Consider the following 25061-nt stretch of genomic DNA (forward strand, 5'->3'; position numbering starts at 1 on the left):
TCAACCTATTTTGATACCGTTCTTTTTAGCTTGTTGCTGCTGTTGTTCATTGACCTTATGAGTTTCCTTCATGGCATCCATTGTCTTATTTCCTAATGCCGTATGGAGCGTTATCTTTCTGGAATGCTCATCATAGATATTGACTGATTTGAACTGCGGGTTCGCTTCAATGTAAAACCGTTGTTCGTTGCCATCCTTTATAAAGCTCACCGAAACCCGTTCGCCATTTTTTAATGCTTCCTTCAGTTTCTCCGCTTCTCCTGTATTCAATAGTTCCTTCAACGGGAGTTGCTGTAGCACCTTGCCAAGATCATATCCGTAATCCGAATGAAATTGTTTGATCCGAAAGTTGCCATGCTGGTCTTTATCATTGAAGTCAAGCTGCAGCCATGTTCCACCGTTCTGAATACATCGCCCTGACAGTAGATTGTAGGCTTCCATAGCATTCACATTATGTTCGTGACGCATACTAAAGTATTGCTGACGTTTTTCATCCGGTTTGGCTTCATTGTACAGAGCCGTTTTATACCCTTCAAAATGATATTGCCCTGATTGGTCTTTTATAAATGATAGCTGGTGATCTATTCTTTCTTTGTCGTTGAGATAATAAGAAACAGGGATAGAAAACTGCTGTTGCCCCTGCCTGATCTGCTCATCAATTTTTGCGGAAAGGTCAGGAAAGCCAGTGCGCTGCACCTGTTGGTGCAGTGCCTGGCTGTTTTGTTCTGTCTTCCTGTTATCCTGTCTAATTACTATTTGTTCCTTCACGGGCGCAATCAATAACCGGCGTAACAGCCTTATTAGCAGATTAGGATAAAGCTGTTTCTCTATGCGGTTACGTTCCTGCCGCAACATCCTTAGTGCAAACCTTTCGTCCAGATCCTGTGTACCCTTATACTTTGCTGCAATACGGTCATAGTAATCCAGCTTCTCTTTGAGCAATGCCTTGTTATTGGAAAGACTGAAAGAGAATAGTTTGCTAAAACGTTCCTCTTTTGATCGCCATTGGTTCAGCTCTGCTTCTACTCTGTTTACACTGTTATTCATAACCCACTTTTTTAAAGAATATCAAACTAAGGCATACTGTATGTTACCAAATCGTAGGCATACGTACTGCAATCGGCGGCGTATTCAACACTTCCACTTACAATAGCGCCGCCTATATCACTTGTTACGGCAGCTATCCACTTCACGATGTTTTTAAACTTAAAAGCTGCCGAAGGAACTGGCGGCTGGAGCGTATTTATCCAATAATAAATGGAATAACGTGCTACCGATGCCGCTTTAAGGGCAATTGCACGCCCTTCGGGTGTAAGCTGCTTATCCTGCATTACTGTGCGTTCAAAGTCCACAATTGCAGCTTTAATAACCGGATAAGGACTATCACTGTCCGAAAGACCTTTTATCAAATGCGCTAATGAATCCAAGGCAGCCTTTAGTGGTTTTTCATAAGGACAATTCGCAATAAGGTTTTCAATACTTTCATTGCTTTGATTCACCGTTTGTTCAACCGTTGAGAAAAATGATACAGATGGTTCAGGCCATTGCATTTCCCTGCAAAAGCGCAGCACACATTGAGTTGATGCCTCCACATCCGGCGTTTCTGTAACCGGCTTGCAGTTCTCAACGTATGCGACAATCTGATTGTGCCAGTAGCCTATACTATCGTAGGCATTTGCAGTGTTTTCGGGAGTTGTTGCATCGGATGCAGACCTTAACAGCATAGTTTTTTCCTGACTGTCTGCTTTTACAGGTGCATTATCTTTTTTACATGCTGAGAGGCTTATAATAAATGCCAGCAGCATTAATATTTGACTTTTCATTTCGCTTTGCTTTTTTGTTATAAATAGTTTCCTCTTCACAATTCCAGCTTCACATCTATTTATAGAAAGCCGGGCTACTCAACCTTTAGTTGATGCTTTGTCTTTTTTTTCTTTTGTTAGATGCCTTCGGTATCTCAGGTCCATCATCTTCAGCAGGTGTCTGCTTTTCCTTTTTACCATCTTGTTTAACTGACTGGCCTTCGCCTTCAGATTGCTGTTCTTTTTTCGATTGCCGGTTATCCACCCTTTGCATACTGCTATCATAAATGTTGATTGTCTTGAATTGCGGGTTTGCCTCGATGTATTGCTTTTGGTCTGCCCCGTTGATTTGAAAAGTTGCAGATTGCAGGTTGCCCTTTTTCAGAGAATCCATTAGGTTGGACTTGTATTCTTCGTTGCCTAATTCCCTGATTGGATGCTTGGACAAGACAGCCTCCAGATCATAGCCATAGTTCTCATGGTAGTGTTTCAGTTTGAAGTTGCCGTTGTCATCACTTTGTTTAAAGTCCATTTGTACCCAGGCATTATAAACTTGCCCTTCCTTATTGGTGAGGTCTTTATTTACCGACCGGCCTTCCATCAGGTTATAGGCTTCTTTCAGGGTGATGTTGTTGCCTTTGTTGATGTAAAAGGTTTGCTCCATTGTTTCAGCACTATTCTCCTTTTGTACATTCACCTGGTAGGAGTTGAAGAAGTACATATCGCTTTGCTTCGACTGGCTGAAATTTAATGTAGCGTTTACACTGTCATTGCCATACTTAGTTTCATAGGCCAATTTAAACTCCGGGTTGCCTTCCTGAATTTTTTGCTTCAGATCATTTTCCAATCCTTCGCCAAACCCCGTGTACTTAACCTGATCACGCAGGTACTCAAAATTTTTCTGATTCATGACTTCTGAATTTTGATTGTTATTTAATTGCTCTTTTTCTAACCGTTCATACCGCACAGCTACCATAAGGGATACATCAATAAGGCCGTCCCTTTCAATCAACAGCTTATCATTTTCAATAGCCTCCTGCATAGCTTTGTATGCAGACCTTAATGATATAAAGTTGTAAAAGTCTATGTCGGTTGACATTTCGTAGCAAAACTCCCTGACATCGTATTGTTCGCAGAACGTAAATAGTTCTTCTTTACTGACAGGAGATGGACTATCGAGAAAGGCGACAAATTCTTCACCTTCCCACCTCTTTTTGATGAGGTATTCAAGAATGTCCTGATAATCGTCTTTCCTGATTTTCATATTTATATTTTTTGCAGAAACAAATACAGAAATAGATTTATAATGGTTGCTGGCTTGTGTGTGGCATCATTCAATCGGAACCGCCTTTACGATTTTCTTATTCTTTACGTGCAGCTCCAAATGCCTGCCTCCGTTCTTTTCCATAAGTTGTACAGCGAGGTACTTCTTATCTGGAATTGTAAACTTTGGTACGACAAATACAATGGTACTGTCCGATTTCCCTGCTACTTTGCCAATATTGCTTTGCACGAGTACAGGTGATATTTCAATCTCTTGTGTAGCCGTTCTCTTAGATTTCTTCTGATCACGTATATAAAGGCGTAACTGGTCAATATCATAATTTATATTTGTTTCGTTAGCGATATTGAAACGAAGCAGCATAACATCATCATGGATGAATATGCCATTCAGCTTGAAGTGAATGCCGAAAGTTTTATCTTTTATACCTCTTGCCTTTTCTTTCGATTCAGTGGCAATTGAAGCATAATACTCCATTTGTTCTTGGTTGATGCTTTCCGAAGGAATAGCGATAGCTTGCTTTGTCGGCAAGCCTGCTAATGACAGGTTGAGTACAGAAGGCTGTTCAGCATAATCCACAAGGAAAGAAGTGAGTTTTCCATCAGTGGTTATGATGGTGATATTAGTTTGGGGGAAACTATCTTTTGCAGCCTTTATCTGCAAAATATTTTCTACTCCTTTTGCTTTTTGTGCCAACACATCCCTGCTTCCAATATCTACGCTGACAATAGAATAAGGAAAGATAATGTTGGTTGTTTTTGAGAAAGCAACTGCCACATGATACGGTTCAATTGCTTTTGTTTGCCAGGTCGTACTTGTCTGTGCCTGCGCTTTGAAGATTGTAATAAGCGAGAAAATTCCTATTACCATTACTGCACTGATCTTTTTCATCTTTCGGAATTTTTAAGTGATTGAAATATTTAGTTGGATTGTTTTTGTTTTTCGTCACGTAGCAACACTTTATAACCGGCTTTTACCTGCACTTTTATCAGCTTTACTTTTCTGCTGAATAGCGTTTTAGCAGCTTCAATACCAGCACCGGCAGCTTGCGCCTGCCAAGATGGATCGAGTGATGTTAAACCGAGTGTTTGCATGGAGCGGTCAGCAGATTGTTTGGCAACGTCCCTTGTGATCGCTCCGGGAATGTAAATGCCGTCCAATCCATCCATATCATAAACTGCCAGGTCAACAGGGAAGATCGAATTATTATACCTGATACTTGTAATCTTCACGTTCAATCGCTCACCTCTTAATGAAGCAATGCCGAACAGAAAGTTATCTTTAGGAATATGGACACCATTAATGAATACATCATTGAGCAATCTTAATTTGACTGTAGAACCATCTACTAAAGTTTGCGTTTCGTGAATGACCGCTTGTATAGCGTTCTGCGAATCAGCTACGGCTGTTGTTTCAGTGAGCGAATAAAACCCATTGGTGGTTGTGCCACCTGTAATATGGTCGTTATCCAGCAGGGTAATGTTGTTATCCGCCTTTTGTGATGATACTGCGAATACTTGTCCCCGGTGAGCTTCTGAAGCCTGTTTTAATCTTTCCTGTACACGTTCAGGATATTGCACATCCAGTACCTTATCCAACATGCCATTCAATTGCTTCATTTCGGGATCTTCGCCATTGGACTGATTCATCGTATTCATCATTTGTTCCAGCCTGTCCACATCCGATGAATTAACCGTTGTGCCGTTGCCGCTTCTGCGAGGCGCATTTTGGTACATATCATTATACTCATCTTCCGCTGTCTTTGTTATCGGCTTGTTCATCTCTTTATCCAACTCTGCCAGCTTACTATAAATCTTATCGGTTTTAGGGTCATTATGCCCCTGATTGCCGTAAAGAGATGTATTCAGCCCTCTTTTATAAGCGGGTATCGGAAAGCTATCTTCCTGCCCGGCCACATATCCATCTGTGTCGGTCAATCCAATGTTCTTGTAGTTAGGATCGTTTTTCATCAATTCACGAAACTTTACTGAATCCAGTTGTGCCTGGTTGTAATAGCTCATCTTGTCCATTGGTTTATCGTCTTTCAGGTTGGCATCCGGCAGATTGATATTAAACCCTTTTTTTACCGCAGCCTGAGCTTCCACTTTTTGCACTTTACCGCCGCCCAGCGACCAGAAAATCATTGTCATAAAAGGCAATGCGAGCAGCGGCAATACCAATAGGAATTTGCGCTGCCTGATTTCTTTAGGAGCTTTTACTTGCTTTTCCATATCTATTTTTGTTTTAATTGTTGATAATAATTTTCGATAAACCGCATGCTGTCCATTAAGCCAGGACGTTGCCTGTTTATGCTGTCGTAAAGGATTTTTCCTGAATGACTTCGTGCAAGACTATCCATATACACCCTGAATTTTTTAATGCGGCTATACTCAGCTTCCGACACCTCCGCAGTTCCTCTATTTGCTTCTCCTGTTTCAGTTATGTGTGTTGGCTTTTTGATGGGCGTAATGGAAATGGCATTGCTTGCTTTTCCTGTAAAGGCACTCACCGCGAGGTAAACACTGTACGTACTGGTGGATAGAATAAAAAGAGTTAGCAGCACGACCCATGTGCGGCGTGAGAAATTCTCTGTACGCTTCATCATCCAGTTTGCCCAACCACCCTGCAAGCGTTTGTAACCTGCCTGTATTTCTTTTGAAATGGCATTCGGTTTAGGTTCGACGCTGTTTTCCTTTCTTTTCTGAAATAGTTTCATGAGCTTTATTTTTATTGCCGTCTGCTTACTGTTTTTATATCTCTATTGTCAATCGTAGTCCACCGCTCGATGAGAAAACCATGAGGATTATTGTCGCTGCGTGATATGTTTCGCAATGCGCCTTCTGTAACAAGGCTGCGGGTAGTAATGCTGGTAGGGCGTACAATACTTTGTGTAGCGTAGCAGCGGAATTTATAGGGATACTCGTTAATATCTACTGCCACACTATCAACCGTAATGGTTTGATTGACGTTGCCGGATATAAGCCCTGCGTAATAACCGTTTTCTTTCAGGTCATCGTAGGCACGTTTAGCACTTCCGTCAGCGAGGTATAATGCTTTAGTAATATTTGCTGTGATGGCTTTATCGTCAGGGTCAAGAGTAAAGAATAAGGTGTGAAATGTTTTGACATGATCTTTTGCCTCAACAGGTATGTTATCTTTTCGTTCTGATGCGTAGGCTTCCAACGCTTTGCCATTAGCGAGAATGTATATTTTGCTTTGCATCTGTGACACCAAGCTGAAACTCTTATACAATGCGAAACAGCATATCAGAATACAACCTACAATCACCACCAGGGTAAAGCTCCTGATATGGCGGAAGGCTGTATCTATATTTTTCATTTTTTTGAACATATAACCTCCTTTAGTTTGTTAGGAATTACCTTTTAGCTTGTCGTTCATGTAGCCTGAGCCACCGTTATTGCCTTCACCGAAATAAGGATTGGATGCGCCGTTGCTTGCCATGCTTTGAGAAATACGGCTTGCTGCATTGCCCATTGCATCAGCGGCCATGCCTGCGCCGGCTGAAGCAGTGTTAACTACTGATCTGGAAGTGCTGCCGAACATGCTGGTTACTTTTTGACCTAATGCACCACCGCCACCGGCATGAACAATGTAATTAGCTACAGAAGGGACGGTAAAATATCCGACAATACCAATGATCATGAAGACCAGGTATGCCATATCCGTTCTACTGAAAAACGTGTCGCCGTAATCCTGTACCTGCGATATATCCAGCTCCAGCATTTTCTGCTGTATCTTGCCAATGATGCTTCCGAAAATATTGGCAACAGGAAGCCATAAAAAAATGTTGATGTATCGTGCTATCCAAACGGTGAGCGTATGCTGAAATCCGTCAAACACAGCAATCCCGAATACCAAAGGGCCGAGTATCGCTAATACAACTAACTGGAACGTTCGCAGTGTGTCTATACACAAGGATGCGGCCTGAAACAATATTTGCAGCACTTCGCTCATCCACTCTTTTACTGAATTGCGGAAATTGTAAGAGGCTTTGGACATGGCAAACTTGATGTCATTACCAATGCGCTCAAAAAAACCTTCATTGGATGGGTCTTCATTATCGTGCGTGTATTTGTACCATTTATCCCGGTCGCCGCTACCGCTTTCTCCCACATACATCTGCCATACATCCGTTTTCTTGATGGCATCTTCCTTTTGTTGTAACAGTACCGCTATTGCTTTATCTGAATTTTCTACCATAGCTGCAGTTGCCGTAACAGTTGGTTTCATCACGCCATTGATCAATCCTAATACAGATGGGAATATCAACACGCAAAATCCAATCACGAACGGGCGAAACAAGGGATAGAAATCTATCGGCTCTGCATTGGCAAGGTGTCGCCAAACCCTTGAAGCGATATACCACATGGCGGCAAAGCCTGCCAAACCCTGACCTACGCCAATCAACTGGCTGCATAAGGGTATCATTTCATCATACAGTTGATCCAGTACACCATGCATCCCCTTCATTTCATCTGCTATTCCCTGGGCATGACTTATAAAAGGCATTATCAATCCCACTACCACAAGCCAGGCGGTCTTTCTACACTTTGCCATATCTTTTTATTTAATTGTTCAATCCATAAATTTTACGAATGGTCTGTGCATCGTTGCGTTCTTTTGCTCTCTGCACCGCCAGAATTGTTGTATTGTTATTAAAGTGCCGCAGGAACATCAACTTGTCCTGCATGTCAGCGTATATTCTATCAATAGTCTGCAATCGCTCATCGTCGCTCATTCTGGCTTTGCCTGCCGTGATCACCGTGAGCAATTCATCGAGATTGCGCAGGCTTTCCTTAAATAAGTTGTCATATATACGACCTAAGTACGCCAACTCGTCTGCATTGAAATTGTTATCCTGCTTAAACCGTTCGTAGGCATTCTTATATTCTTTTACCAATGCGATCTGACAATTGGTAATGTCTGCAACACGCCGGTAGTTACGTACCGTTGGACTTACATCCATTAAGCGGTCAAGAAAAGCCTTATGTAAGTTGAAGTTGCCTTTAGAAATGTCTTTGATAGTATTATAGCCACCTTCCAGAATTTGGTAGCCTTTTTTCATATCGCTCAATATCTGTTTGAATTGCGACAGCTTTTCTATATCGAGCGCCAGTTGCGCAAGTTCGTCTGCCTGTGCAGATGCACGAAAAGCAGGCAACATGCCGAAGAATGATAACGATATAATTAAGATTAGCTTTTTCATTGTTATTCGTTTTTGATGCCCTGCAATACACGGCTTGTTTGTACATCTGTTTTTTCTTTTAATCTTGATGCAGCAAGAGATTTTGCACTATTGGAAAAACTTTGCGAGAAAGTAAACTTGTCCTGCATGTCCAAATACAGCTTATCAATCCTGTCAATACGTTCGTTATCCTTCATTTCCAGTTTACCATCGGTTGTAACCGTTATCAGTTCATCCAGCGTCTTGTCACAGTCATCGAGCAGCCTGTCAAACACCCTGCTGATATATGCTAACTCATCACCCGAAAATGCGTCGCTGCTGTTTAGCTGCGGGTAAGTCCGGTTGTAGTTTTGTACAATTTTTTTCTGTAGTGCGATAATGTCTGCGACCTTTGCGTACCGTTTCACTTCAGGGTTAACAGACTTCAATGAATTGAAGTAATCTGTGTGGAGATTAAATTCTCCCTTTGTAAAACTTCCGATAGTATTCAAACCTTCTTTAGCTATCTTATAGCCTTTTTGAGCGTATCCGATATAAGTCTGTAGTGCGGCAATCTGCTGAAGCAAGTATTTTTTCTGTGTCTTCGATTGCTCAAACCATTCTTCAAAGGTTTGCGCTTGCAGACTGCTTACTGCCGATACAAACAGCAATAAAAGCAGGAGCATCTTTTTCATACGTATTGATTTAAGGAAGTCCATATAATTTTTTTACAGCTTGCACTTCTGAATCGGTCTTAGCTCGTTGCAGGCTTAACAAAGTGTTTTGCCTATTGAACTGCACCAAATCAGAATAATTTGCATCTACCTGGTCGGCTGCATTATTAATCAGCTCTAACCTTTTGGCATCACTCATCTTTGTAGTGAATGATTTTATGATAAGGTTGATCTGGTCAATGTTTTTCATGCTTTCGTCCAAGATACCTGAATACACTTTTTCCATGTACAGCACTTCATTAGCTGAGAAATGGCTATCCTGCCGAATGTGTGCCCAACACCTGTTATATTCATCTACAAGGCTTAACTGCTTGTTTGTAATATCTCTTATGCGCTGGTAGTAGGAGATAATGGCTTTTACCTGCGCCAGCTCTTCGTAATATTTGCGGTACTGCTCTTTTTGCTTTTCTGTCCAATCGGAAATCTCGTCCAGCTTTAATTTGGATAGCGTGTTCTCTAAGGTCTTTTGAGCATTCTGCAATAAAATTGTTTTATTCTGCAACCGTTGAATTTGCAGGTCAATCGCCTTAATTACTTTTTTGACGACAGCTTTTACTACTACCCAAACAATCGCATGGCTTTGTTGTGTAGGAGCTACTACCAGTAACGTAGTCGCTAATAGCGTGATGAACCATATTTTTTTCATGTCTTGGAGATTTTAATAAATAATTCAATCATTGTTTTTCCTTGCTCCGTCAGTATTTCGAGGTACATGGATTTTGAGGCCGCATCAAAAATGCAATACCGATCTCCACCTATTTCAATAAGATGGCCGTTAGAATGCCAACCATAGGTAGCCAGCCATGTTTCTTCACATTCCGGTATATTGCTGATATAAACTGTACGGGTAACCTGGTATAAGCAGCCATCGGGCTTTATGGTAAGTGTAGTATCTATGCCTGCAATCATTTCATTGTGTAGCGGCTGTCTTACATACATGCCCTGCATCATAGAAAGCGTAGCATGGTGCTGTTTCCCAAAATGCAGGAGTATTTTAATAGCCAATCGCAGATCATGTATTAGAGTGTTCAGTTTCATGACTTGTGTTATTGATTTTTGTTTCTTATATCTTCTGCCATTGCCGCAATACCTTTTCGTATGTCCCCATCAAACCTTGCAGCATATTCCATCAGCTTTACTTTTTCGGTTTGCTCAGTAGTGTAAGCGAGATATTCCTCCACGCTTACTTCTGTGCGGTACACCTTACTGAGCATACCGCCCAAGCTGATAAAGACTTCTTTGTATTTTTTAGCGGGGTCGTTTGCTTTGTTAACGGACAATACCAATGCTTTTTCTTTTTCTGTCAACCCCAACAATTCCTGTATCTGGTCAAATTTGTTCTGGTATTTGCTTTGGTCGAGTAGTATCTTACAGTCGCTGTTATTAATAATTGCCTGTTTTACTACTGGTGAAGAAATAATATCTTCTACCTCCTGGGTTACGACAATTGCTTCACCGAAAAATTTGCGGACTGTTTTAAACAGGTATTTAATGTATTCTGCAAAGCCTTCTTTCATTAATGCTTTCCATGCTTCTTCAATTAAAATCATTTTACGGATGCCTTTCATCTTACGCATCTTGTTGATGAAAACCTCCATAATGATGATGGTTACTACTGGAAATAAAATCGGGTGATCCTTAATGTTATCCAGCTCAAATACGATAAACCGTTCCTTTAAGAGATTCAGATTTTCGGTAGCATTCAGCAGGTAATCAAATTCGCCACCATCGTAGTACGGACGAAGCACGTACAGGAAATTATCTATGTCAAAATCCTTTTCTTTTACCCTGTCGCCTTCCAGCACTTGCGTATATTCATCCCGCAGAAAAGCGTAAAAGCTGTTAAAGCAGGGAAATACATCAATGTTATTCTCTAAGTAAGTGTAGTAACCGCCAATGGCATTTGACAGGGCAACATATTCGCTACGCTTAAACTCTTCATCATCTTTTTTCCAGAGTGCCAGCAGCAATGTTTTGATGCTCTCTTTTTTTTCTGTATCCAAGTTGTCGCCTTCGCCAATATAAAAGGGATTGAAGCGTATGGGATTGTCTTCGCTATAAGTGAAATAATATCCTTTCACCATATCGCACAGACCTTTGTAGCTATGCCCCACATCCACTAACACGATATGAGTGCCTTGCTCATAATAGCTTCGTACCATGTGGTTGGTAAAAAATGATTTTCCACTACCGGATGGCCCAAGTATAAACTTGTTCCTGTTCGTGCAGATCCCCATCTTCATGGGTTCATCGCTAATGTCCACATGAACGGGCTTGCCGGTGAGCCGGTCGCCCATACGAATACCCACCGGGCTTAATGAGGAACGATAGCCGGTTTCCAGATTAAGAAAACAGGTTGCCTGTTCCGCGAACGTATCAAAAGTGTCATTCATGGGAAAGTCTGCTGCATTCCCTGGTATGCCTGCCCAAAAGATTTGCGGAGCGCCGATGGTTTCCTGTTTGGCTACAGCGTCCATCTGTGCCAATGCTGAGGACACCATGTTTTTCAGGTCTTTCAGTTCCTCCTTATTGTCCGTCCATACCAGCACATTGAAATGTCCTTTCACGGGTAGCCGTTGCTGGCCGATGGCTTCGTTCAGGAAATCATTAGTTGCGTCCCTCGCTATTGTATTTTCCCGGCTGTATGCCGAAAGGGATTGCAGCCTTAATCTTTTGCTCTCCAGCTTTTGAATGGTCTTTTGAGCATCTTCAATAAAAAGATATTGGTTATAGATATGATTGCAGGGTAGTAGCTGCCCTAACGTAGAAGCAAATCCAACGCTGAACTTTGTTTTATCAGTGCTGTATTTATCGTAATTGATGCGGCTGCCGCACAATGGCGGGAGATCTATCGCATCGCCCAACGTGTATAACTGGCAATACTTATCGCCCACACGCATTCCTTCATCGAAGGTAATATCAGCCATCAGGAAGCTATCGTTGCGCTCAGACAGGTAACAATATTGTTCTATTATGCCCATCTTACGGCTATGGCTTAGTAGTTCCTTCTCCCTTAGCCTTGTCAGCTTCATAAAGCCGCTGTCTTCCATTATGCGTTTGAACTGCCCTGCGCTGTCCAGAAAGTCCTGAAGCAATTGCGGCTTTAATGTCTCTTCGGGTACAATAGATTTACGCAGCAAGTTCGAAAACATAGAACTGGCAGTTTTCCGGCCTTCAGGCTTTTTAGTGAGCATGATATAGCATGTATGAGCGAGAAAAGGTCGTTCATTAAAAAAACGCTCACTGGCGCGACTGAGAAAGCTGGTATCATCTTTTGTAAAATCCGGCGTATAACCACTTTCTAAAAACCAGTCCTGTTTATGAAACACACAGAATTTTGGCAATAGCTTTATTGCTTTTATCCATGCCTGATGAAAAGCTTCATACTCCTGATCGGAGAGCGTAAATATTTCGGGCAGGTCAGCTTTAAAAACGATTGTTACATCGCCTTGCTTGCTCAGGATGCAGTCATGCTCCACATCCATTATTGGTAAAATATCATCCAGCACTTTTTCCATCTCACTATATTTTTATCTCTCATTACTTACTGCACCTCGGCAGCACTGTCTTATAGCTTCGGGCCTCTGCGCTGCCGCTTGCCCGGCTTTTGTTTTTCGTCTTTTTGTTTTAATCGTTGTTGCTGATGCTGCTTGTTGATGTTCTCCCGTATTGTGGTTTCGATGCCGGTTTCCTTCCAGTCCACCCGTGTTGCCTCGAAATGAGATTTCACATTGGTTTCTTTTAATCCGTTTGTTTCATCCAAACCATGTTTCCTGTTGAACCCTACGGGGTCTAATATGCTTTCATGCGGAAAGGAAACAACAATTAGGTCTTTAGGAATAGCTGTGATGTTATCGTAATCTAATTCCTGAAATTCATGTGTCTTCGGGTTGTAAGGGAAGGCGTAAATTTTCCGTTCATCATCATAGAAATTATCAATCTGGCTCAACACAATCCCGTTGGAAAGAAAATCGTCTTTAGGTCGAAGCATACTCATTCGGATGTCAACATAGAAAGTATGTCCGGCAATATCTATTGTCGGGAGCTGCCCCATCAATCTTCGTCCGAGTGCCTGCTGATCCACCATTAGCTCGAAATCCGTTTTGCCCTGCACATTGTTAGCAGAAAGCCCATATTTTTCTGCCATTCCCGTAGCGTCAAGCTGAACCAGCTCCGGTATCTTCACTGTTCTTACATCTGTATCATCACTGAACAGCATCGGTATGTTTTTCTCTTTCGGGCTGTAATCAAATACATATCCATCTCCAACATCCCGCATGTCAAATACAGGTATCACATTCTCCGGGTTTGCTTTTTCCCGAAGCTGTAGATTAGCTACATCCACGATAAAATCGGTTCCTTCGATGTTGTACACCGGCAATTCTCTTTTCATGAATGTATTGCTTTAGTTCCCATAAAAACATTTCTGCTTCTTGATTTGATCACGTTAGGAACCTGTTTCCTGGCAAGCGTTTTCATTAAACCGTGTTCTCCGTATTTATGGCTCATGCCGTAAATCTTCATGACGAGAAATGTTCCTGCTGTGAGTATGATACCGATACACAAGTAGGTGGGCAAACCAACGATATACATCACGGCGAATACAATAAGCAGCGCAACAACACCACCGCCCAAATACCAGATGTATTGTGCTTTCAAGCCTTTAAACTCGATGCTTTGGTTAATGCCTTTGTTGATCTGATATACACTATTTGCCATGTCGTTTTTGTATTGAATGTTTATAATCTCATCCTGCTGCGAGAACGTTCTGCCACCTGTTGCGATGCCAGTACAACTTCCTTCGGAACGGAATGCCCATTTACTTTTTCTGCCAGTTGAATCACAGGTGTTTCGCCAATATCTTCCGGTTCGCTTCCTTCTCCCTGCTGCTGTTTCAACTGGTTTTCCTGTATATTGATGGCTATCTGCCGTTCCAGATTAGCCAGTTCATTCTTCATTTGTAGTAATTCGGTCTCCTGCAAAAAAGGCTTCGCAGTAAGCTGCTCCATTTTGGGTATGGCTGTATTCAGGTCAGCCAATGTATGCTCATACTTTTCTCTCAGGCTTTCAACCCGGTCAATAGCATTGAGAAAATGCCTTGCAGCCAGCTTAGGATTATCTGTATTGGGAAGACCATTGTTATAGGTGTATTTAATGCCATCATCACCACGCTGAGCATAAAAGCTATTGGAGTAGCGATATTCAAAAACACCATTTTCCTCGTAGGCTTCCTGTTGCCTGCGGATATACAGATTGAAGCCATATAGTGTACCTATCTGTGCTGTATGCTCACCTGTAGCAGCAGGTTTCCAGTCCTGGTACAGTTTGATGATATGTTTGCCTATAGCTTCGCTATCTGCTGAACTGATATTATCCAGTTTGATGGGATTGACTTTAATACCCTCCTTATCCAGTTGAAGGCTGGCTTTGTACACCTTTTCATCTGCTGTGAGCTTATCGAGGATTTTAATAGCCGATGCTTTTTCGTTTTGCAGGTTTTCCAACTGATATTTATTGCGTGATATTTCCCTGAAGTGGGATACTTTCAGGCTTTCCATTACCGCTATCTTTTTTTCCAGTTTTGATTTTTCGAGTAATGAAGTGTCGCCGGAAAGAATGGCTATGTATTCGGAGAAGTTCATACCGCTTTTTTCATCAATTGCGCCCTCGTCTATCGTGCGTACATTCAACTCACAATTTTTCATTTGTGAAATGAACGTCTGCTTATTCTTTAGCAGGTTGAATTTGTAGTTATCCAATGATTGCTCTACCGCATATACATAGTTTTGCACTTTGTTGCCGTAATGCTCTTTAGCAAGAAGGTTGCCCTGACGTGCACCACGGCCATTACGTTGCTCCAGTTCCGAAGGCTTCCACGGAATATCAAGATGGTGCATGGCTACGACACGCTGCTGCACATTTAAGCCTGTTCCTGCTTTCTCTGTACTGCCTAACAGAATGCGTATTTCACCTCTGTTCATTTTACGGAACAGTTCGGGCTTCTTAACATCTGTCCAATCGTGGATAAAAGTGATTTCCCGTTCAGGAATATTAAAATCCCTGGTCAGTTTTTCTTTAAGAGCATCATAAATATTGAACTCAGCGGATTTGGGTGTGCCTATGTCAGAAAAGACAATTTGCGTACCCTTATGCTCCATACTTAGTTTGTATATATCCGCAATTTTTCTGGCACTAACATTTACTTTATTGTCGGGGTGATCGCTATATTTCCACTCGTTAATCAGACGCATGTCTGCGGCCATCTTCTTTGCATAATTGGTAGCGATGAGCATCCTGCCCTTATCTTCTTCTGGCGTCAGCCTGCCACGTCCAATCAGTTCACCGTTGCCGGTTTTAGCGAATTGCATCAGGTTTTTGATGAACTCAGTTTGTTCCGGCGTTGGTTTAATGTTTACCAGCGTTTCATTCAAATCCGGCTTGTCGAGGTTGATATGTTTTGCCGTTTTGTAATCGGTGATTTCATTATAGAATAAAGCCAATTCAGGCACTTTGATAAAATGCCTGAACCGTTCTTTGGCTATGATTTCATTGGTTACTGAAAACTCAAAGTCGGTTGTCTTGCGTGCGAATACGGCTGCCCAACCATCAAAGTTTTCAATATGCTGACGCTCCATTTCCTTTGGGCGCAGGTATTTGAACAGCAAATACATTTCGGTAAGGCTGTTGGATATAGGTGTACCCGAAAGGAAGGTTACGCACAGATCAGCGTTAAAACGGTTTTGCAGTTCCCGAACTGCAAACAGCATATTGAGTGCCTTTTGGCTGCCTTCTATATTGCCGAGGCCAGCAACTCTGTTATGACGTGTAGTGAAAGTGAGATTTTTGTACTTATGGGATTCATCTACGAACAAATGATCAATACCCATTTCTTTAAAGTTGATACCTGCATCTTTCTTTTCCTCTATGTCTTTGAGGACTGATTTTAGTTTTCCCTCCAGATTGTTCTTTCGGATTTCCAACCCTTTGAGCATCTTTTTGGATATTTCGCCACCGAGTTCCCTGATAGTTTCCAAATCACGTTCTACATTATCCAGCTCTACCTGAAATATTTCTTTTTGTATGTCCGGTGACTGCGGTATTTTACCAAACTGATCATGTGTGAGGATGATACAATCCCAATTATTATTTTTTATCTCGTGGAATAGTCTCAGCCGTTGCGCTGGTGTAAAATCGTTTTGTCCGGGAAATAGAATACGGGCTTTAGGATAGGCTTTTTTATAAGTTTCCGCTATCTGGTTCACGTTTGCTTTCAACGCCACAATCATAGGCTTATGAACGATGCCCAGGCGTTTCATTTCTTGCGCAGAAACAATCATGGTAAGAGTTTTGCCTAATCCTACCTCATGGTCTATCAAAGCGCCACGGTTCTGTATAATGCGCCATGCTGCGTTTTTTTGCGAACTGTACAGATCTTCAATACCTAATGCTTTTTTATCCAAGCCGGGAAATTTGAGATGGCTTCCGTCAAATTCCCGTAATACATAACAGTTGAATGTGTCATTGTACAGGTTCTCTAAATCCTTCTTTTCTGAATCAGGCAGTTCATTCAGCCAGGTAATAAACCCACCCCTGATTTGCTCAATCTTTTGGTGAGCCAGTTGTATAGCCTCATTATCCGGCAACCTGATGGTTGTATTGTTAGGCCCTTTTACCTCATAAGTAAAGAAAGGCGTAGTGTTCTCAAGTGCATGTTCCATCAACGTATATCCGTAGGTGGTACGTCCACTCTTTGGTGTAACAGCAAACTCCCTTGTTACCTTGATATTCATCCCTGTGCTTACCTTGAAAGCATCCAGTGAAGGGAAATAGTTGATGTCTGTATTTTGCTCAAATAGTTGCGAGGCAAAACGCTCATAATAAGAAGTAGGTATCCAACGCTCACCCAAATTGAAATCCAGTAACTCAAAGGGTATGCGCTCCGGTTGTACTTTTAATATTGCTTCAGCACTTCTTTTGTATTGTAGGTTATCCGTGAACTGATTTTGCAAATGCGCTGCCTGCCGCAACTTATCTACTACGTTACCACTTAAATACTGGTCTGCTGTTTCCCATTCATTTGTTGCAGGGTTTAGATATACATGATTGCCCAGACGAGCAATAACTTCGTTTTCTTCTAACCCCATTCCCGCACTGATAAATCCTATATCTACTTTGCCTGTATCGTTAAGGCTATGAGCAAGGGCTTCAATAGGATCATCAGTTATAAAACGTTCCTTTACCTGATGAATAGAATGAGTAAGTATATCGGCTTTTACAAACCGTTCACCGTCCCTGCGTTCCAGAGAGGAAAGCGCAATAACGCCAAAGGCTGTATCTTCCAGGATACGCCTGCGGTTATCGTGGCTATTTAAAAGACCGTATTCAGCAGTAAACCGTTCGTATGCGTTGTTGAGCTTGTCCCTGTCAGCATCGCTTATCATTTCCCCTGACACTTCTTTAGCTGATAATTCGAGATAGGAATCACGAAGCGCCGTGTAATTTTCATAGAAGCGGATATTTCCCTGAAGACCAAGAGGCTGAAATACAGCTTGCTTGTATTCAGGATCAGGATTGCCAATCGTGCCTATACTGCCCATGTGTATGACTAATGTGCCTTCCTGGTAATAAGTCTTTAGCCCGATAAAAGGAAGCGGCGCTTTTTGTTCAAAGCGGAAGAACCCTTCCAATGTTTGATCACCTTCATACCTGAAGCTGTGGTCAAACTGTTTGAGGTAATTGGAAATACCTGTCAGCTCATGCCCCAATAATCTTGCATCCATCCAGTTAGCGGACAGGTGATCTACTTCTTTGACATTGGAATAGAGCTTGTATAAAAAACGGTTGCTTTTGTGCTGCTTTGCTGTGAGTAAGACTACGTTTTCATGGCTTGGCTTATCCGTTGTACGGATTGTGCCAATGATACGCGCAGTAGTTTTTTGTACGACTGTTTCATCGAGTGGATTAATATACGCCATTGCCCGGTTGATCTGTTCTGCCGGGGCCGTATCAAATAATCCTAATTGTACGGATGCCGTTTCTGTCTTATTTTCCGGCATTGGTAGATAGGTTAGCTTTTTGCCTTCGTTTTCCGCAACTGGTAATGCTATTGTTTGGGCTTTCTGAAATAGCCCGTTATTGAAACGATTTTGGAATTGGTGGTTTAGGCTGGCATAAAGGCTATCGCTGATCTGGTTAATGTCGCCATCCTGCCATACCACCTCTGTTGCTCTGCCATATTGGTTTGTACCTGATTTTCGTATATTACCCATAACCACGTCGTGATCGTGGGTAGAGATAAAATAGTTATAGGGGAAGCGTCCAAATTCATTTTCCCTTTCTCTTACTTCATTCAGGTGGTCTTCCTCCCAGCTTATCTTTTCCTTTGCCGTATTCTTTTGAACAATCAGCAGATGGCTTGGCGCTTCGGTATTGCCGGTATCTTTCATCAGATTATCCGGCATCACAGCCAGGCTCACAAAATCTGCACGTTGAAACAGGTATTCTCTTGCCGTGTGGTTAGATGGACTGTTCAGGAAAGCGTCTGTTGTGATGAAAGCCATTAAACCACCTTCAGCCAGCTTGTCCAGACCTTTAGCAAAAAAGTAGTTGTGTATTTTTCCTGATAATTCCTTATCAGGAAAGGCTTCATCATATACCGAAAAATTCCCAAATGGAGTATTACTTACCACCAGGTCGTAGCTACCGTTATCTTTCACCGGAGCTTCTTCAAAGCCTGTGATATGTGTTGTTACTTTAACAGGGAGTGTACTGTTAATGGCAGATAGCACCAATCCCGTGAGCCTGTCTTTTTCAACTGCTGTAATCTGCGCCATGTCAGAGAACGCAGTAACAGCTTCACTAATAAACACACCCGAACCGGCTGAAGGTTCATACAATCTTTTCGGTTGAATGCCTTGTGCTGCCAGTACGCTATACAATGTTTGCGGTACAACTTCTGGTGTGTAAAATGCGGTCAGCACACTGTTGCGTAATGAAGCAATGATTTCTTTATAGGCTGCATCGTTGAAGTTTTCTTTGAGCAGGCCATGCAATTCCATCATTGCACCATGATGTTTCAGGTCTTCTTTTGTAGCGCCATTCGCCTGCCAATCCTCCGGTGTGCCGTATGGATATAAAACGGCTTTGATGCCACCAAAACCTGCATATTTTTTCAGGCTGATGGAATCATCCGCTGTAAGCGGTTGACCGTTTTGATAATCCAATGCTATACGGATAGCACGTAGATTATCTTGCAGCTTTTGGGAAACATTGTAAGCCATAACCACACATTTTCTTTCTTCACTTTTCCTTTTTTGGCTTAGGCGAGATAGTCATGTACCTGCCCAATGATGGCATATCTCAAATGCCTGTTTGCCTCGTTTTCGGTATTAAAATCAAAATCACTAAAGATGTCTTTGCAGACTTCAATGAGGTTCACCACTTCATAAGTGAGTGTTCCGCTTTCTTTCATCCGCTCGTAGTCTGTATTAAATTCTTCTTCTATGACTGTGCGGATATACTGGTAGCGGGACGGTTTCAATTCTTCCGTCATGGCATTAAGACATAGCTCCTCAATAATATATTGCGGCTTTCCTTCGCCAAGAAGCTCCGCTACCATTGGCATTACTGCATTTACCTTTTCCTCCAGATACCGGGTAACTGAATGGTCTTCCTGTAACCTGAGCATAAGGTCAGGATTGTTGTGGACGATATACGCCCACAACCTTTCCGTTAGCATACTTTGCATACGTCCTGCTTTTTTTTAAACACCAAAGAAGGATTGAATAACAGTAGCCACTACTACCAGAAAAATGCAACTGCCAAACCAGGCGGCTGCAACTTTGCCGGTATCCTGATCACCAGCGTTCCATTTCTGGTACACCTTAACTGCGCCAATTAACCCAAGCAGTGCGCCCACAGCGTACATGAGATTAGTACCTGCGGAAAAGTAGCTTCGCACTTTAGTATTGGCTTCGTTGATACCCTGAATACCATCCTGGGCGAATGCACTGTAGTGGATGGCAAGTAGTGCCAAAGCGACACACATCATGATAACCTTTTTACGGTTATTTCCTTTTGTTTTCCTGCTGCACATTTCCATAACACACGTTTATTAAAATTTGAAATCAACTCTCTTTAAAAAAGGAGCGGCTTCGCCGTCACACATCCCGCTAATCCTTCCACACATTGCCCTTACGCACCAGGAGGGACAGGGAAGCACGCTCCGTTAATGGGCTGCTACACTGCTTCTTTCCACAACAGTTCCACTTCCTCTTCATTAAGTGTAACAGTCCCATATTTTTGACATTCTGATATGATTAGTTCGTTTACAGATGACCGAAGCGGGGAGTATCTTACGGACGGATATTCTTTCAATACCATACTGAGGTATTGTTTAAATTCCTGCGGGATCATCTTCCTCCGCGAAGCGTCAGTAATAACATCTTTAAGGCGTTCAATGAGATGCTCTACCTCTGTAAATTCATCATCAGTTGTATTTTCAAAGCCGCCTATTTCTTGTTGGCTCTGTTCATCGTCAGGATTATATGCAGCACGATTATTAGGGAGGGCTGCTTTGAGCTTCAGCTTTCGTTTCCCGGACAGGAGATCTTTGATCTCAACTGAAAAATACCGCATACCTACAAAGAGGTAGTAGATGGCTAATAGTATGGCAACTGCAATGATGTAGTCTGACCATGAAATGCTTTTTAACATACGCTTGCTTTTTTTCGTTTACACTTTTCAATCCGACCATTAAAGCCGTTTGTATTCCGTCGTTTCTGATAGCAAAAAAACGAAGACGAGCAAGGCGTTTCAAGTCCAACTTTTCTTTTACTTAAAGTTGTACCCCTTGTACCCCTATGGGTATCAGCTATTTCAAAGTGCTTAGAACCGATTATTTTTTTTAAATTAGTAGTCGGAAATTTTGATTGGTCTTTATTGTTGAATAGCTAAAAAGCATTGTTATGAAAACAGTAAGTGTATTCGGGCTTGCCATATTGCTCCTGGCATCATGCAGTCAGATCAAATTGGAAAAAGAAGAAGCGGCATCAGTTATACGCACTGCTAAGAATTATCCCAAAGCGTATGAGTATGAAATCAACATGACTGATCCGGCAAGTGCCAGAAAGCTGTTGGATGCAGGACTGGAGACTGATGGATGGGTAACAGTGGATAAAACACAGAAGCTAAAAGATGCCGGACAGCCTATTGTTCATTTTACAGAAAAGGCAAAGCCCTACCTTATTCGCATAGACGACAAATACAATAATGTGCAGGTGGTAAAAATTGCCGATATGGACTTAGGAGAGATTACCGGCATTCAGCTACAGGATGATAAGAAAAGTGCTAATGTAGAGTACACTGTTGTATATAAAAACATCACACCTTTTGCCAAACTTTTAAAACGTGACCTTTCTGAAAAAGAAACAAAGCGTGCTAACCTTTCTCATTTTGATACAGGCTGGAAGCTGGATAAACAGCCATAACGCCGACAACAAAAGTGATAGGAATGTTTTGTTATTACACAACGACACTTCAATATTCACTTATCTTTTTAATCATTAGTTTTAGTGTCTCCGTTACTATTTCTTTATCCCGAATTTCTGCTGAATAAGATTTGCTTCTCATGCTGTCGTAAGAAATATTTTCCTGATAAGGCGTGGACAAATAAGGCACAATATTCTTAAATACGCTATTCAGGGAGCGTGCCATAACGATTTTCAAATCATCCGCTGCCCGTAATATCAATGCCATCTGATCTACTGAAAGTACAGATAAGAGTTTTTGCTTTTCCTTGTTAGAAACTTCTTTAGGTGCGGTGTCGCCTTTTATGGGTATTATCGAATAGTGTATCTTCTTTTCCAAATAAAATACTTCCTGAGTAAACCAGTTGGACACCTGCTTATGCAAGTCAGCATCCTTCGGATTAAAGATTATTCCCGGCTTTTTATGGTACTGTTTAAACAGTTTAAGGCAAAACAATAGCCTTTCCATTTTTTCACCGGCTTGCTCAATGTTATTAATGTTAGCTGCCAATCTTTGCGTTAAGAAATAGATATAAGTCTTACTATTGAAGTTCATATTGATAAGCAGTTCATCAAGCCTGGAATAGACAGTAGCATCGTCTATCGCTTCAAGATGTTCCAGTTCTAAGCATAAATCCCTTATGTAAAATATTTCCTGAAATATATAGGTGTACTTATCCGATGGTTGCATCAAAAAAGCCTCCAATTCCTGCTTCACTACTTTGAAAGCTTGTCGATATGCCTCATTCCCACGTAACTTTTTGTCAATCGTTGAAAGGCGCTTCGTCAATTCTTTTTTAAACACTGCCAGATATGTTGTAGGTACTCTTTCATCTACGCTTAAATAACTTGTAAATCTGTGTTCGATTAAAGTCAATAACTCATCAATACAGGAAATGATTAAATCCAATACCTGCTTTACAGAACCGTTTTCCGAAATAAGTGCCAGGTCTTCCAATGCCTGATCCAGTAACGTAATCAAACTAGAGTGATATTTTTTTATCAGACACCTGATTTTTGCCTCATCATTAAGATTAAAGACAGTTGACTTAATGGCAGACTGAACCTTATCTTTTTGGGTGATTACCTGCTCCTGAATTTTTAGTATTTCATCAGGTGTAGTAATAACCGTCTTAGTTTTTACCGGATTTAAAGTGACGGTAACCAAAGTGTCCAACCATTCCAAAACATAGCCTTCACACATACCCTTAACTTTAGTTCTGACGACTATTCGCCTTCTGCAAAGGTAGATGCGGCTATTGCGCAAACCTATACGGCATTTCTACTATTTTCGTACTTAAATACTACTAAATCAACACCTTGTTGGCTATTTGTTCAGTTTATTTATAAGCTCTACCTTATTGGAAACTTCTGCTTTGATAAAAATATTTTGTATGTGCTTGGTTACAGTTTTTTCCGAAATAAATAACGCTGTTGCTATGTTTTTGTAGGTCTTTCCTTTCATTATCAGACGAACTATTTCTGTTTCCCTTGCCGTAAGTTGAAGTAACTTACAGTTTTGTTCAAAGGTTGAAATTGAAGATTGAGCCATCTTGTCAGCTTCTTGATTTTTCCCCGTTTTGAGGTTAGCAATGGATGTGTTGATTATTGCCTTTTGCTGCCTTACAATGTTATCGAGTATGGTTTCGATTTTCTGACTTAATTCCTCAAATGAAAACGGCTTTGAAATAAAATCTATCGCCCCAAGTCGTAAACCCTTCAGGCGATCTGTAGGAGTAGATTTAGCGGTTAAAAGAATAATGGGTATATGACTGTACTTATCCTGTTCTGAAAGCGTTTTAATGAAAGCATAACCGTCCATTTTATCCATCATAACATCGGAAAGTACCAAATCAGGCGTTACGGGCATTGCAAATAGCTTTTTTAAAGCATCCGACCCGTTGCAAGCGCAAAAAACATTGTAGGTAGTCCGCAGCTTATTCGCAATAAAATTGATCATTGCAATGTTATCCTCAACTAACAGTATTGTTCTTTTTTCTGCTTCATATTCGCCATCGCTGATATTATCATAGTTAAAATAGTTGAGCTTGGTTATCCCATCCACATCTTTAACCGGCTTGTCATTCTCTCTTGGTTCGTATCTCGAAAGCGAAATGATAACTTTAGTTCCCAGGCTCTTGGAAGGATTGCTCTCAATTACAATAGTTCCGCCCAGCCCTTCAACCACTTTCTTCACTATCGGCAAACCAAGCCCCATACCCTGAAGGATGGTATTTTTGTATCCTATTTGGTAATAAGGTTCAAAGATTTTCTTTTGTAATTCTTGTGGAATACCTATGCCTGTATCTGTTACTGAAAATACTACTTCATCTTCAAGAGTTGTTAATGAAATAATGATTTCGCCCCCTGGGTCTGTAAACTTGATAGCATTTTCAACAATATTATTTATGATTCTAAAAATGGCATTGGGGTCTGCCTTAACTAAAATATTCTCTTCTACAATAGTTGAGCATTCGATTTTATGTTTAACACAATAATGCTGAAACAGGGGAAGGCTATCCCGTAAAATACTACTTATATCAGAAACCTGGTCATGCGTGTACGAATCAATACCTTTTGAAAAACGTTCAATATCAAATAGGTTAATTACGTCAGCGGTCAATTTATCTACACCGCCTTTTATAACATCAAGTTCTTCAACAGCACCATGTTTGCTTATGTATTCATCCAGATAATTTTTTATCAGTGTCAAAGGTGTTTTGGTTTCATGAACGAGATTGATAAAGTTGTTCGTTCTTTGCTCATTGATCTTTTCCAGTTCCTTTGTGCGTTTGGTAACTTCGTCCCTTAGATCAGCATTCCAGCTTCGTAGTCGTTGTTCTGATTCCATCAGTTTTTCATGCTCAGTTCTCAATTCTGTAACGTGCCTGTTTACCTGCAGACCGAATAGCAAAAGAAAGCCAATGTTTGTAACCAACGCTTCAACTGCTTGCCCAAGATTGAAATAGGTGATAATGGGGAGACCTATCCAGGGAGTTAAGCTAAATAACAGCACAATCATTTCCTGACGTGCGTTTACACTGGAAAAATCATGGTTGTATTTGTAGCGGATAGCTTTACTTAAAGAGATAATTACCCAAATCGCATACAGTACAGGAATGATAAGCAGATTTTGTGCGTCTTTTAGATCTCCGGTAAGCCAAAAAATAAAAACGAAAATACAATAGGGAAAAATCAGGAATAGATAAACACCCTTATAGGCGTGAAATCTCAACTTTGTCAAGCCAAACGCTTTAAATACATAATATGGGAAATAGCATGGCGTAATGAAACCTGTAGCATACGCTATTACTTCCTGTAGGAAATAGGAGCCTGGTAATTTAGGATCAGGCAATAAACCTCCGGTAATATTGTAGGTGAGCAGTAAAAATATAAGAATCAAATTCAGTTTAGTTGTCTTATCATCCGGTCGGGCAAAATGAAAGATTGCCAGGTAGAAAAAGATAACTATTTCTATGCTCACAAAAAGAAATGTGACAATGTGCATTTGTGTTCCAAACACTAACATTG

General features: G+C 41.2%; 22 protein-coding genes. 1 reads left to right on the top strand and 21 read right to left on the bottom strand.

Annotated elements, in window-relative coordinates; all coding sequences use genetic code 11:
- From BLU98_RS05170 to BLU98_RS05260, 19 genes are all read right to left on the bottom strand, one after another.
- Positions 1 to 1047: a hypothetical protein gene (locus tag BLU98_RS05170; RefSeq protein ID WP_092722704.1), complete on the bottom strand. Its 1047-nt coding sequence runs from the start codon at positions 1045 to 1047 to the stop codon at positions 1 to 3.
- Between the two features lie 26 nt (positions 1048 to 1073).
- Entirely contained in the window at positions 1074 to 1823 is a 750-nt protein-coding gene (locus BLU98_RS05175) for a hypothetical protein (protein WP_139173839.1), read from the bottom strand.
- A gap of 85 nt (positions 1824 to 1908) precedes the next feature.
- The gene (locus BLU98_RS05180) at positions 1909 to 3066 is read right to left on the bottom strand and encodes a hypothetical protein (RefSeq protein WP_257574716.1); all 1158 of its coding nucleotides are present in this window, start codon (positions 3064 to 3066) and stop codon (positions 1909 to 1911) included.
- A 66-nt stretch (positions 3067 to 3132) separates the two neighbouring features.
- The gene (gene traN / locus BLU98_RS05185; RefSeq protein ID WP_092722708.1) at positions 3133 to 3975 is read right to left on the bottom strand and encodes a conjugative transposon protein TraN; all 843 of its coding nucleotides are present in this window, start codon (positions 3973 to 3975) and stop codon (positions 3133 to 3135) included.
- A 29-nt stretch (positions 3976 to 4004) separates the two neighbouring features.
- Entirely contained in the window at positions 4005 to 5315 is a 1311-nt protein-coding gene (traM, locus tag BLU98_RS05190) for a conjugative transposon protein TraM (RefSeq protein ID WP_092722710.1), read from the bottom strand.
- A 2-nt stretch (positions 5316 to 5317) separates the two neighbouring features.
- Positions 5318 to 5800, bottom strand: a complete 483-nt coding sequence (locus tag BLU98_RS05195; RefSeq protein ID WP_092722712.1) for a hypothetical protein — start codon at positions 5798 to 5800, stop codon at positions 5318 to 5320.
- Between the two features lie 11 nt (positions 5801 to 5811).
- The gene (traK, locus tag BLU98_RS05200) at positions 5812 to 6435 is read right to left on the bottom strand and encodes a conjugative transposon protein TraK (RefSeq protein ID WP_092722714.1); all 624 of its coding nucleotides are present in this window, start codon (positions 6433 to 6435) and stop codon (positions 5812 to 5814) included.
- A gap of 18 nt (positions 6436 to 6453) precedes the next feature.
- Positions 6454 to 7662, bottom strand: a complete 1209-nt coding sequence (traJ, locus tag BLU98_RS05205) for a conjugative transposon protein TraJ (protein ID WP_092722716.1) — start codon at positions 7660 to 7662, stop codon at positions 6454 to 6456.
- A gap of 10 nt (positions 7663 to 7672) precedes the next feature.
- The gene (locus BLU98_RS05210; protein WP_092722718.1) at positions 7673 to 8311 is read right to left on the bottom strand and encodes a hypothetical protein; all 639 of its coding nucleotides are present in this window, start codon (positions 8309 to 8311) and stop codon (positions 7673 to 7675) included.
- 2 nt (positions 8312 to 8313) lie between these two features.
- Positions 8314 to 8964, bottom strand: coding sequence for a hypothetical protein (locus tag BLU98_RS05215; protein WP_257574717.1), 651 nt, complete (start codon positions 8962 to 8964; stop codon positions 8314 to 8316).
- 10 nt (positions 8965 to 8974) lie between these two features.
- Complete coding sequence (locus BLU98_RS05220) at positions 8975 to 9649, bottom strand: conjugal transfer protein TraI (protein ID WP_092722720.1); 675 nt, start codon at positions 9647 to 9649, stop codon at positions 8975 to 8977.
- Positions 9646 to 10041 carry a hypothetical protein gene (locus BLU98_RS05225; protein WP_092722722.1) on the bottom strand — a complete coding sequence of 132 codons (396 nt, stop codon included), beginning with the start codon at positions 10039 to 10041 and terminating at the stop codon, positions 9646 to 9648. The genes BLU98_RS05220 and BLU98_RS05225 overlap by 4 nt, the downstream gene beginning before the upstream one ends.
- Before the next feature lie 8 nt (positions 10042 to 10049).
- A complete protein-coding gene (locus BLU98_RS05230) occupies positions 10050 to 12521 on the bottom strand; it encodes a TraG family conjugative transposon ATPase (RefSeq protein ID WP_092722724.1) in 2472 nt (823 codons plus the stop codon).
- Between the two features lie 50 nt (positions 12522 to 12571).
- The gene (locus tag BLU98_RS05235) at positions 12572 to 13396 is read right to left on the bottom strand and encodes a hypothetical protein (RefSeq protein WP_092722726.1); all 825 of its coding nucleotides are present in this window, start codon (positions 13394 to 13396) and stop codon (positions 12572 to 12574) included.
- Positions 13393 to 13722, bottom strand: a complete 330-nt coding sequence (locus tag BLU98_RS05240) for a DUF4133 domain-containing protein (protein WP_092722728.1) — start codon at positions 13720 to 13722, stop codon at positions 13393 to 13395. Before BLU98_RS05240 ends, BLU98_RS05235 begins: the two co-directional genes overlap by 4 nt.
- Positions 13723 to 13742: 20 nt before the next feature.
- Positions 13743 to 19283: a helicase-like domain-containing protein gene (locus tag BLU98_RS05245; protein WP_092722730.1), complete on the bottom strand. Its 5541-nt coding sequence runs from the start codon at positions 19281 to 19283 to the stop codon at positions 13743 to 13745.
- Positions 19284 to 19321: 38 nt separating this feature from the next.
- On the bottom strand, positions 19322 to 19750 hold the full coding sequence (locus BLU98_RS05250; protein ID WP_092722732.1) for a DUF1896 family protein: 429 nt from the start codon (positions 19748 to 19750) through the stop codon (positions 19322 to 19324).
- Between the two features lie 15 nt (positions 19751 to 19765).
- Positions 19766 to 20053: a DUF4134 domain-containing protein gene (locus BLU98_RS05255; RefSeq protein ID WP_257574718.1), complete on the bottom strand. Its 288-nt coding sequence runs from the start codon at positions 20051 to 20053 to the stop codon at positions 19766 to 19768.
- A 188-nt stretch (positions 20054 to 20241) separates the two neighbouring features.
- Entirely contained in the window at positions 20242 to 20718 is a 477-nt protein-coding gene (locus BLU98_RS05260) for a hypothetical protein (RefSeq protein WP_092722736.1), read from the bottom strand.
- Positions 20719 to 20969: 251 nt separating this feature from the next.
- Here BLU98_RS05260 and BLU98_RS05265 point away from each other — a divergent pair, with 251 nt between their 5' ends.
- The gene (locus tag BLU98_RS05265; protein ID WP_092722739.1) at positions 20970 to 21491 is read left to right on the top strand and encodes a hypothetical protein; all 522 of its coding nucleotides are present in this window, start codon (positions 20970 to 20972) and stop codon (positions 21489 to 21491) included.
- Between the two features lie 49 nt (positions 21492 to 21540).
- On the opposite strand, the gene BLU98_RS05270 is transcribed toward BLU98_RS05265, so the two are convergent.
- Together BLU98_RS05270 and BLU98_RS05275 are read right to left on the bottom strand one after the other, a co-directional pair.
- Entirely contained in the window at positions 21541 to 22734 is a 1194-nt protein-coding gene (locus BLU98_RS05270) for a hypothetical protein (protein WP_092722741.1), read from the bottom strand.
- Between the two features lie 123 nt (positions 22735 to 22857).
- Complete coding sequence (locus BLU98_RS05275) at positions 22858 to 25059, bottom strand: ATP-binding response regulator (RefSeq protein WP_092722743.1); 2202 nt, start codon at positions 25057 to 25059, stop codon at positions 22858 to 22860.
- Between the last annotated feature and the right edge of the window lie 2 nt (positions 25060 to 25061).

Origin of the sequence: Hydrobacter penzbergensis (assembly GCF_900106985.1) — a bacterium.
GTDB lineage: Bacteria > Bacteroidota > Bacteroidia > Chitinophagales > Chitinophagaceae > Sediminibacterium > Sediminibacterium magnilacihabitans.

Coding starts and splice junctions, on each gene's coding strand:
- BLU98_RS05265 (WP_092722739.1), top strand. CDS start 20,970: ATGAAAACAGTAAGTGTATTCGGGCTTGCCATATTGCTCCTGGCATCA.
- traN (WP_092722708.1), bottom strand. CDS start 3,975: ATGAAAAAGATCAGTGCAGTAATGGTAATAGGAATTTTCTCGCTTATT.
- BLU98_RS05275 (WP_092722743.1), bottom strand. CDS start 25,059: ATGTTAGTGTTTGGAACACAAATGCACATTGTCACATTTCTTTTTGTG.
- BLU98_RS05175 (WP_139173839.1), bottom strand. CDS start 1,823: ATGAAAAGTCAAATATTAATGCTGCTGGCATTTATTATAAGCCTCTCA.
- BLU98_RS05225 (WP_092722722.1), bottom strand. CDS start 10,041: ATGAAACTGAACACTCTAATACATGATCTGCGATTGGCTATTAAAATA.
- BLU98_RS05250 (WP_092722732.1), bottom strand. CDS start 19,750: ATGCAAAGTATGCTAACGGAAAGGTTGTGGGCGTATATCGTCCACAAC.
- BLU98_RS05220 (WP_092722720.1), bottom strand. CDS start 9,649: ATGAAAAAAATATGGTTCATCACGCTATTAGCGACTACGTTACTGGTA.
- BLU98_RS05260 (WP_092722736.1), bottom strand. CDS start 20,718: ATGTTAAAAAGCATTTCATGGTCAGACTACATCATTGCAGTTGCCATA.
- BLU98_RS05180 (WP_257574716.1), bottom strand. CDS start 3,066: ATGAAAATCAGGAAAGACGATTATCAGGACATTCTTGAATACCTCATC.
- BLU98_RS05240 (WP_092722728.1), bottom strand. CDS start 13,722: ATGGCAAATAGTGTATATCAGATCAACAAAGGCATTAACCAAAGCATC.
- BLU98_RS05215 (WP_257574717.1), bottom strand. CDS start 8,964: ATGAAAAAGATGCTCCTGCTTTTATTGCTGTTTGTATCGGCAGTAAGC.
- traK (WP_092722714.1), bottom strand. CDS start 6,435: ATGTTCAAAAAAATGAAAAATATAGATACAGCCTTCCGCCATATCAGG.
- BLU98_RS05210 (WP_092722718.1), bottom strand. CDS start 8,311: ATGAAAAAGCTAATCTTAATTATATCGTTATCATTCTTCGGCATGTTG.
- BLU98_RS05255 (WP_257574718.1), bottom strand. CDS start 20,053: ATGATGTGTGTCGCTTTGGCACTACTTGCCATCCACTACAGTGCATTC.
- BLU98_RS05195 (WP_092722712.1), bottom strand. CDS start 5,800: ATGAAACTATTTCAGAAAAGAAAGGAAAACAGCGTCGAACCTAAACCG.
- BLU98_RS05170 (WP_092722704.1), bottom strand. CDS start 1,047: ATGAATAACAGTGTAAACAGAGTAGAAGCAGAGCTGAACCAATGGCGA.
- BLU98_RS05245 (WP_092722730.1), bottom strand. CDS start 19,283: ATGGCTTACAATGTTTCCCAAAAGCTGCAAGATAATCTACGTGCTATC.
- traJ (WP_092722716.1), bottom strand. CDS start 7,662: ATGGCAAAGTGTAGAAAGACCGCCTGGCTTGTGGTAGTGGGATTGATA.
- BLU98_RS05235 (WP_092722726.1), bottom strand. CDS start 13,396: ATGAAAAGAGAATTGCCGGTGTACAACATCGAAGGAACCGATTTTATC.
- BLU98_RS05270 (WP_092722741.1), bottom strand. CDS start 22,734: ATGTGTGAAGGCTATGTTTTGGAATGGTTGGACACTTTGGTTACCGTC.
- BLU98_RS05230 (WP_092722724.1), bottom strand. CDS start 12,521: ATGGAAAAAGTGCTGGATGATATTTTACCAATAATGGATGTGGAGCAT.
- traM (WP_092722710.1), bottom strand. CDS start 5,315: ATGGAAAAGCAAGTAAAAGCTCCTAAAGAAATCAGGCAGCGCAAATTC.